The organism is Lysinibacillus sp. 10T31 (assembly GCF_056394365.1).
The window spans coordinates 226282-233232 of record NZ_JBFTHS010000001.1; the positions used below are offsets into that span (position 1 = coordinate 226282).

Annotated in this window: 9 protein-coding genes and 1 pseudogene; 2 read left to right on the top strand and 8 right to left on the bottom strand. The window is 36.4% G+C overall.

Going from position 1 to position 6951, the window contains the following annotated elements; all coding sequences use genetic code 11:
* Positions 1-5: 5 nt before the first annotated feature.
* Together AC1DCY_RS01220 and AC1DCY_RS01225 are read right to left on the bottom strand one after the other, a co-directional pair.
* Positions 6-1280 (bottom strand): SMI1/KNR4 family protein, encoded by a 1275-nt coding sequence (locus AC1DCY_RS01220; RefSeq protein ID WP_477346702.1) that lies wholly within the window; start codon positions 1278-1280, stop codon positions 6-8.
* Positions 1281-1654: 374 nt separating this feature from the next.
* A complete protein-coding gene (locus AC1DCY_RS01225) occupies positions 1655-2485 on the bottom strand; it encodes a MerR family transcriptional regulator (RefSeq protein WP_477346704.1) in 831 nt (276 codons plus the stop codon).
* 132 nt (positions 2486-2617) lie between these two features.
* Between AC1DCY_RS01225 and AC1DCY_RS01230 the strand changes: the two genes are divergently transcribed.
* A complete protein-coding gene (locus tag AC1DCY_RS01230) occupies positions 2618-3085 on the top strand; it encodes an N-acetyltransferase family protein (RefSeq protein ID WP_477346706.1) in 468 nt (155 codons plus the stop codon).
* On the top strand, positions 3072-4427 hold the full coding sequence (locus AC1DCY_RS01235; protein WP_477346708.1) for an MATE family efflux transporter: 1356 nt from the start codon (positions 3072-3074) through the stop codon (positions 4425-4427). The genes AC1DCY_RS01230 and AC1DCY_RS01235 overlap by 14 nt, the downstream gene beginning before the upstream one ends.
* Positions 4428-4532: 105 nt before the next feature.
* Here the strand turns inward: AC1DCY_RS01235 and AC1DCY_RS01240 are convergent, their stop codons facing one another.
* The 6 genes and pseudogenes from AC1DCY_RS01240 to AC1DCY_RS01265 all read right to left on the bottom strand — a co-directional run.
* A complete protein-coding gene (locus AC1DCY_RS01240) occupies positions 4533-4988 on the bottom strand; it encodes a GNAT family N-acetyltransferase (protein ID WP_477346709.1) in 456 nt (151 codons plus the stop codon).
* A gap of 168 nt (positions 4989-5156) precedes the next feature.
* On the bottom strand, positions 5157-5303 hold the full coding sequence (locus AC1DCY_RS01245) for a hypothetical protein (RefSeq protein ID WP_477346711.1): 147 nt from the start codon (positions 5301-5303) through the stop codon (positions 5157-5159).
* Positions 5291-5596, bottom strand: a complete 306-nt coding sequence (locus tag AC1DCY_RS01250; protein ID WP_477346713.1) for a hypothetical protein — start codon at positions 5594-5596, stop codon at positions 5291-5293. The genes AC1DCY_RS01245 and AC1DCY_RS01250 overlap by 13 nt, the downstream gene beginning before the upstream one ends.
* Before the next feature lie 216 nt (positions 5597-5812).
* Positions 5813-6352, bottom strand: a complete 540-nt coding sequence (locus AC1DCY_RS01255) for a GNAT family N-acetyltransferase (protein ID WP_477346714.1) — start codon at positions 6350-6352, stop codon at positions 5813-5815.
* A gap of 124 nt (positions 6353-6476) precedes the next feature.
* A complete protein-coding gene (locus tag AC1DCY_RS01260) occupies positions 6477-6740 on the bottom strand; it encodes a CD3324 family protein (RefSeq protein WP_427553788.1) in 264 nt (87 codons plus the stop codon).
* A gap of 73 nt (positions 6741-6813) precedes the next feature.
* Positions 6814-6951 (bottom strand): annotated as a pseudogene (locus AC1DCY_RS01265) (IS30 family transposase); the annotation flags it as partial.

Here is a 6951-nt window from a genome sequence, read left to right on the forward strand (position 1 = left end):
TTTATTCACCAACTATCTAAGCCTGCAAGAGCTTGGCTAAACAGCTGCTTATTTTTTCGTAGTATTTCGTTTTCCTTCCAAAAAGCAAGCAATTGTCTCCAATTGTCTTTATCTACACATGTTGTTGGCGCGATTTCTTGCTGCATCATTTGCCATACCGCCCGTATCGCTGTAAGCCTTTCCACTTCACTGCCACTCAACCATTCAAATAACATCTCTGCACTTGGCTGTGATTCTGCAAAAAGTGTAGACCATCCATCTATCGGAAATGAAACATAAGACTTCATCCAAGCTATAGTTTTCGGATTATGGAAATGACGTAGTCGGTGTAAAGCTGTATAGGAATCAATCGTCTTTTTCTCGATATCTTGAAGAACAAGTGATAAACCTTCTTCTGCTGGTAGACAATTTGCTGTTAAATAATCTCGAATCCGGCTAGGAATATCATTTTTGTCACTCCAAAGCGTCCTTACCCAATCACTTGCCTTCACCGCACAAACCTTTGCTAGCACTTCACTCCATGCTTCTTTATTTGCTGGTGGCTGCGATTGTTCAATTTTATTGCGAAGAGCATAAAACACCGTACTAGAATCAAACTGTGCAAATGCTTCCGGAACTCTATCTTTCACTCCATGCATCGATACATATATTAATAAGGATTCTAAGGTAGACATTGCTTGCTTCAGAGTTAGTGTGAAATATTGTTCTAGCCAATTCAACCATATTTCAGAGCTAGTCAGTCTCAAATCCAGACCATCCTCACTACAAAACTGTCGATGCTGGCCACAATCTGCACCTATACAACCTAAAGCTGTGGCTCGTTCAGTATAGATTTTAAAACTCCCAGCAAGTAGGTCGAACTCATCTTCCTCATGACTCCAATACCAAACGGAACCATCCTCAATTCTAATAAGAAGTGCATCACCGTTGTTAGCCGTGTGAAACTGTAAATATAGTTGTTCATCTAGATTTTCACCGTCACCGCCGAAATCAGGGAATTCAAGCTCTTCCAAGCTCCAACCAAAATCACCTGATGGCGTCTCTTCTAGTTCAATAGGGAGTAAGGCCTCATCTGGCAAAGACCAATACATCCCCACTTGTCGCGAACAATGTAGTAATAAAATACGTAACTCAGAAGGAATACGAACGCCAAGTCGCTCCTCTACTATTGATAGCTCTTGTTCGGTAGCTACAGGTGCTATCTCAAGCGGATGCACCCAAGCTCCTTGCTGTTCAAACTGTTTTATTAATTGCGTCCATCGTTCAACCCATTTTTGCATGACGATCCCTCCGTGTTAAGAAAATAGTCGAATAATTGGGCTTTAGTAGTGCAAATACTGTTCCATTAACGATAGTCGATATTAAGTGGTATCGCTCAGTTGTTTAACGAATCATGCTCTCATCATATTTAATCATGTGTTACGTTCTACTTTAAATTCATAAAATCTCCTCGCTCATCTTTCTTTTGTATCGTCATGAAATCATTTACTTATTAGAACTAGGCTTAATTTATGTTAAAATGCTAATATTTTACTTCCTTCAAAGCTTAAAATACATGATAAATTACCTTACTATTTTTATTTCCTAGACCTTTTTCAGTATCACTATTTAAAGATATACATTTGAATGTCACTATAAAGTGATAATTTACTTATCAACAACCTTTTTTAATTTCTATCATAATTTTCGTTACATAATCCTCTTCACGATTTTTAATAACGGCGTCATAAATATATTCCTCATATACGTATTCCCCTAATTCAAAACCTTTTTCTCGCATGACCTTAAATAATCGCTCGTAAGATTCACCAAGTGTAGTGGAATTTCCTACATGGTATCCTACAATAAAATCCCCTTCAATCGCCTCAAAATAAGGATGACCTTCTCGTAGGTGTGGCTGCTCTATATACAAGAAACTATAATTATCAAAGTTTCCAGCTAATACTTGCTCTCTTCTTGTAATCCCTCCAATGGGATAACCTGTGTCTAATTGGAAACGATCTAATTCATCTATAAAATCTGAAACAGCCTTCGTAAACTGTTCTTCCGTTGAATCTTCGATATTTTTACTTAAATACAATGTGGCCACTGGCAGATGCTCAATCGTAATGCTGTTAAAATCAAGGTGTAAGGATTCCTCTGTTAAATCGATTTTTACATCAATGATGCTTTCAATCATCTCCAGCTCTCGACGTTTTTTCGCTACAATTTCCTTTTGCTGATACATTAAGTCTAAGAAATTTTCAGGTGATTTTTCTGCCATATATTTTTGAATATCCTTTAAAGACATGCCTACCGCCTTTAATAGCTCTATCACACTGAAAAAATCATATTGTGCAATGGAATAATAACGATAGTCTTTACTATCCTTCATAATTGGTGATAGTAAACCGATTTGATCGTAATAAATTAACGTTTGTTTATTAACCTTACAAATTTTAGCGAACTCACCAGTTGTAAAATATTTTACATTTTTGTTAAACATTTTTAAGTTTCCCTTCTTGACTATATAGTTACTATATACATTAGATTGTAGCTAATCACAATCAATTATGCCACTGCATAATTATGTCCGGAATCGGCTGAAAGAAATTAAAAATAGAAAGGTTTTGACATTATGTTCACGGAAATTCGTGACATTACAGCTTTAAACAAAGAAGAAATATTGGCATTACGTATTGCAGAAAATCAGCAAGATTTTATTGAAAGTACAACGCAATGCTTAGCGGAGGCAGCAATAGATGAACGCTTTATTCCTGTTGGATTGTATAGGGAAGATATTGCAGTCGGCTTCGCTATGTATGGTGTGTTCCCACATGAGGACAATACACAACGTGTTTGGTTAGATCGCTATTTCATTGATGAGTGCTATCAGCACAAAGGATTAGGAAAATACTTTTTACAGCAGCTTATAAATTATTTAGTAGCTAAATACAGCTGTCAAAATATATATTTAAGCGTTTATGACAACAATATTGTAGCTATTCAGCTATATAAAAAATTTGGATTCGCCTTTAACGGTGAGCTAGATGTCCAAGGCGAAAAGGTGATGGTAAAGGAGGTACATGCTCATGACTACCCTTAATCCAATTGAAACAAGACCACTGAAGCCCTTGTTTTTATCATACTTATTCCCGGCTATGATTGGTATGTTGCTGATGTCCGTTAATATTTTAGTGGATGGTATTTTCGTTAGTCACGGAGTTGGGCCAACCGCTTTAGCAGGCGTAAATATCGCTGTACCAATTTTCTCGATTTTACTATCTATTTCCCTTTGGATTGGTATGGGTGGGGCAACACTATTTTCAATCTCTCTCGGTGAGGGCAATAAAAAAAAGGCGAACCAGCTCTTTACATTAGCATTTACAACCATGATCGTTGTCGTTATGACACTGATTCTAATACTTTTATTAAATTTAAAGGAAATCTCCTATATATTCGGCGCAAGTGATGCTACCTTTCCTTTTGTCCAAGAGTACTTACATGTCATTTTAATTTTCGGCGTTTTCTATACAATTGAAAACTTACTAAGTATTTTTATTCGAAATGATGGCAATCCAAAGCTTGCGATGATGGGCTTAATCACTACTTCTGTGTTAAACATTATTTTAAACTACATCTTTATTTTCGTGCTCAATTACGGCGTAACTGGCTGTGCCCTGGCTACAGCACTTTCCACAATAATCGGTATGTCGGTGCTTTGCCTACATTTCTTCCGAAAGCAATCCGAATTAAAATTTGTGCGTAATTTTATCAGCCTATCTGATCTAAAAAAAATATTCGCTATTGGGCTCCCAAGCTTTATCGTTGAAGCCTCCGTCGCTGTTATGGTTATTTTATATAATGTGACATTTTTACACTATTTGGGCTCAGATGGAGTGACCGCCTACGCGATGATTAACTATATTCATACCGTACTATTAACAGTATTCCTTGGTATCGGCATGGCCCTGCAACCCCTCGTTAGTTATCACCACGGCGCAAGATTAATAGAGAGATTAACAGCGTTATTGAAAATCGGTATAGCCACTGCATTAATTCTGGGTTTAACTACTGTCATAATTGCTACGTTATTCCCTTCTCAGCTAATAGCATTATTCGGTGATAGTACATTTGAAATTCGCAATATGGCAGCACAAGGCTTTGTACACTTTGCAATTGGGTATGTATTCCTTGGAGTAAACATGGTATTTGCAGAATTCTTCCAATCCATTGAAAAAATACGTCTTGCAACAACTATTATGTTACTTCGTAGTATTATATTATTTATCCCTGCTCTCGTATTATTGCCTAAATTACTTGGCCCACAAGCTATTTGGTGGACATTCCCTGTCGCAGAAGGTATTACCGCATTGCTCATTTTTATATTTATGAAGAAAAAAACACATACAATTTTCTCAGAAGCAAGTTCCTTAAAGGCGCTATAAATAAAGTTACCCCCTTTCAATACACTAATCGGAAGGGGGTTAGCTGTTTAATTTCTATCTTTCATAAGCCAAGCAAAAGGGACCTTGAATTGGCCCTATTGAATATTATTCATTTAAATGTTTGATGACAGCCATCTCTTTACCAAAGCGATTACCACGATCTTCAAACCCCAAACTTCTATATAAATTATGTGCACCTTTATTTTCTGGGTGGTAACCTACTATAATTTTTTGCGCATTTGGCAATTTAGCTATTTCTAAAATCATTAGCTTAGTAGCTGCTTTCCCTATACCTTTACCTTGAAAATGCTTATCTATCATAATTCGATAAATCCAATAGCCATCAAGCTCTTCTTTGACAGAATTAAACATTAAAAAACCTACTACTTTCTCTTCAAAATAAATAACGTATGGTCTTAATGTTGGCTCAAACTTTGATTGTGCTATTGAAATAGCGTTTGGTTCAATATAATCTCTTTGTTCTTTTGAAATTTCTAATAGACTACACTCATACCAATTCTCTGCATTAACTTCTACAATCTTCACAGAATCTTTATTCATATTATTTTCCCCTTCCGAATTCAGGGAAACGCTTTATATCATTTGTTAATTAGGCGTTATCCCCCAGTATTTAAAGATAAAAAAAGTTTTGTTTGTCATAATGACCGCCCCCTTTAACAATGATTTATTTTAATAGCATACCACATTTTCCATTTATTAGTAACATCTTCACAACGTATGGTTGATTTCCGTTCCGACTGGGCGCTTTGCCGCTGACGCTTCGCTTTCGCGCAGATAAAACATTTGTTGCTGCCGCTTTGCTTTCGCTACAGAAAACATTTGTTGCTGCCGCTTTGCTTTCGCTACAGAAAACATTTGTTGCTGCCGCTTCGCTTTCGCACAGATAAAACATTTGTTGCTGCCGCTTCGCTTTCGCACAGATAAAACATTTGCCGCTGACGCTTCGCTTTCGCACAGATAAAACATTTGTTGCTGCCGCTTCGCTTTCGCACAGATAAAACATTTGCCGCTGACGCTTCGCTTTCGCGCAGAGCAGAGCTTCCTGGGGGCGTCCGATGAGCCGCTTGGGCCAACAGGATGTTGGTCACGAAGGCGTTATCACAGGATGTGATGGTTTTAGCCTTCGTTCCTCTATCGCTAATCCCCAAGGAGTCGCCCAGCCTCCACTCCAATCAACTTATATTTGTGGCATACGCTATACAAATGTCATACACAACTTTTGGTGATGAGCCATTTATTATTAAATTTTCATTGAATTTCCCTTTACCTAAATAAAAGAAATAGCTTATCTAGATTATAAATAAAAACATAGTTGTTCCTCCATTCAATGACAGCAAGATACCGCCATACCATGGGCCTACATACTAATGGCTCTTTTTTAATTCCATATATTCATCATGTAAAATACTCATAATTATTTCATCAGAATACTTACCGTTCATATATAAGGATTGCCTTAAAGTTCCTTCCTTTTTGAAGCCTACCTTTTCGTACGATTTGATTCCCCGAATATTATGAGAAAAAACTTGTAACTCTAGGCGATTAAGCTGAAGCTCCTCGAACGTAAATTTTTGAACAAGCTGAACTGCCTCTGCCCCATATCCCTTGCCGCAATCTTCTATACTATGTAAAGCTATGCGAAATATTGCTTTTTTATTGTCTAAATCTATTTCCATAATGGTTAAATCACCGATAATTTGGCTATTTTCTACTAAACAAATAGCAAAATCATGGCGTGTGGAATCTTCGCTAAATCGAATCAAAGCCTCTCTAATCTGATCCTTCGTTAAAATGTTACGTGTACCCGTCATATACATAATTTCTTCATCTTGAAAGCACTTGTAGATACTATCAACATCTTTTTCTGTAATTGGTCTTAAAAATACACCTTGCCCTGCAATCATAAAAAACCCCTCCCTTTAACTATATTGAACAAGATTTGTAGTAGAAAGAATATGCCTAGTTTAATTAAGAAACGTTTTAGACATATGAAAAACACTAACATATCCACTGCTAGTGCTTTAAAAATTACTTCGTATATACAATTTTTTTAATCGTTTCTACCGCTAAATGATACTCCGTAGATAATTGTTCAATTGAAGCTTCATTCGTAAACGCTTCTTTTATAGACTTATTTCTGTCCTCAATATATTTCTTTGTGCCTGAACGAGCACCCCACTCTAAATAAGTGTTTTCTATTTTAGGAATGTAAATCGTTTCACCTTGAACATATTTTTGGATTTCTAATAAAAGCTCTTTTGGTAAGATAACTGAAGCCTTCTTATAAGCCATTTATGCCAACCCCTCATTTTTATTTTGAAATTAATAAAATAAGGTAGCAAAGCTAATTTTATAAGATGATTTGTCAAATTAAGTGCAACAATTGCTCATTAAAAGCCTCGTTTGCAGTTTTCCAACCAAGACATTTTCTTGGTCGGTTGTTGATATAGTTTAATGATTCTGTTAGTTCTTCTGGTGATACTTCTTCGAAATTTGTTTGCTT

Bases quoted from the DNA above. Each gene is read 5' to 3' on its own strand.
- AC1DCY_RS01260 (WP_427553788.1), bottom strand. From the start codon at position 6,740: ATGGCTTATAAGAAGGCTTCAGTTATCTTACCAAAAGAGCTTTTATTA.
- AC1DCY_RS01220 (WP_477346702.1), bottom strand. From the start codon at position 1,280: ATGCAAAAATGGGTTGAACGATGGACGCAATTAATAAAACAGTTTGAA.
- AC1DCY_RS01240 (WP_477346709.1), bottom strand. From the start codon at position 4,988: ATGAATAAAGATTCTGTGAAGATTGTAGAAGTTAATGCAGAGAATTGG.
- AC1DCY_RS01225 (WP_477346704.1), bottom strand. From the start codon at position 2,485: ATGTTTAACAAAAATGTAAAATATTTTACAACTGGTGAGTTCGCTAAA.
- AC1DCY_RS01235 (WP_477346708.1), top strand. From the start codon at position 3,072: ATGACTACCCTTAATCCAATTGAAACAAGACCACTGAAGCCCTTGTTT.
- AC1DCY_RS01245 (WP_477346711.1), bottom strand. From the start codon at position 5,303: ATGTTTTCTGTAGCGAAAGCAAAGCGGCAGCAACAAATGTTTTCTGTA.
- AC1DCY_RS01230 (WP_477346706.1), top strand. From the start codon at position 2,618: ATGTTCACGGAAATTCGTGACATTACAGCTTTAAACAAAGAAGAAATA.
- AC1DCY_RS01255 (WP_477346714.1), bottom strand. From the start codon at position 6,352: ATGATTGCAGGGCAAGGTGTATTTTTAAGACCAATTACAGAAAAAGAT.